Source organism: Mesorhizobium sp. M7A.F.Ca.US.014.04.1.1 (genome assembly GCF_003998745.1).
In the GTDB taxonomy this organism is placed as follows: domain Bacteria; phylum Pseudomonadota; class Alphaproteobacteria; order Rhizobiales; family Rhizobiaceae; genus Mesorhizobium; species Mesorhizobium ciceri.
In genome coordinates this window covers 1-1,199 of record NZ_RZRW01001046.1, presented here as the reverse complement: position 1 = coordinate 1,199, position 1,199 = coordinate 1, and the positions used below count along the sequence as shown (strand labels likewise).

Sequence of the window (1,199 nt, the reverse complement as noted above, 5' to 3'; positions counted from 1 at the left end):
CCGGACGCTGCTGCCCGCCGATGCCGCTCACGCGCCGCAAGGCGCGATCGCCGAAGTGGCACCTGCCCGCACCGCGCTGATGGCAACAATCGCCGAGCGCATATCCAGGCATGGCGGCGCCGGCCTGTTTCTCGATTACGGCCATTTCCAGCCGGGTGTCGGGGACACGCTGCAGGCCTTGCGCAGCCACGATCACGAAGATGTGCTGGCCAATCCCGGTGAGGCCGACCTCACGTCCCACGTCGATTTCGCCGCCCTTGCCGCGATCGCGCGTGCACATGGCCTCGAAGCCCATCTGACGACACAGGGCGACTTCCTGCTCGGCATGGGCATCCTCGAGCGCGCCGGCCGCCTTGGCGCCGATGCCGGTCAGGCGGCGCGCGAAAGGATCGCCGGCGACGTCGAGCGCCTCGCCGGGCCGCAAGCCATGGGCGAGCTGTTCAAGGTGCTTGCGGTGCTGCCTCGCGGCGTGGCGGTTCGGCCCTTTGCCGAGGCGGATTGACTTTTTACCGCCGCCCCTCCCAATCTCCCGTCCGCGCTTTGCAGCCTGTTCTCGACCAAGCACCTTCTTCTTGACGAAACCGCCCACACGGACAACAACGCCCGCATGCTGAATCAGACCAAACCGGATCCCGTTCGGTCGCCGCTGCTGGACGAGGCGCAGGCACAAGGCATCCGCCACGGCTATTTCACCCGCGTCGGCGGTGTTTCCGGCGGCATCTATCAGGGCCTCAACATCGGCACCGGATCGAATGACGACCAGACGCTGGTTGCCGAGAACCGCGCCCGTGTCGCTGCCTGGATGGGCGTGCCGGCAAGCCATCTGTTGACCGCCTGGCAAATCCATTCGCCCGATGTCGTCATTGCCAGGGAGCCCTTTGCCGGCGAGCGCCCCAAGGCGGACGCCATCGTCACCGATCGGCCGGGCATCGCCATCGGCGCCTCGACCGCCGATTGCGGTCCCGTGCTGTTCGCTGATGCGCAGGCGCGCATCATCGGCGCTGCGCATGCCGGCTGGAAAGGCGCGTTCACCGGCGTGCTCGAAAACACCATCCTGGCGATGGAAAGCCTCGGCGCCCGGCGCCAAAACATCGTCGCCGTGCTAGGCCCCTCCATCGGCCCGCGAAACTACGAGGTCGGCCCGGAATTCGTCGCCCGCTTTGTCGAATCCGACGCCGAAAACATCCTCTATTTCGCTC

2 protein-coding genes are annotated in these 1,199 nt (G+C 66.9%); both read left to right on the top strand.

Annotation, left to right across the window (positions count from 1 at the left end):
* Window positions 1-502: SAM-dependent methyltransferase (locus tag EOA22_RS34330; protein WP_206521496.1), on the top strand; the 502-nt coding region annotated here is incomplete at its 5' end.
* Window positions 503-607: 105 nt separating this feature from the next.
* On the top strand, window positions 608-1,199 hold a 592-nt coding region (locus EOA22_RS34325), incomplete at its 3' end, for a polyphenol oxidase family protein (RefSeq protein ID WP_164756209.1).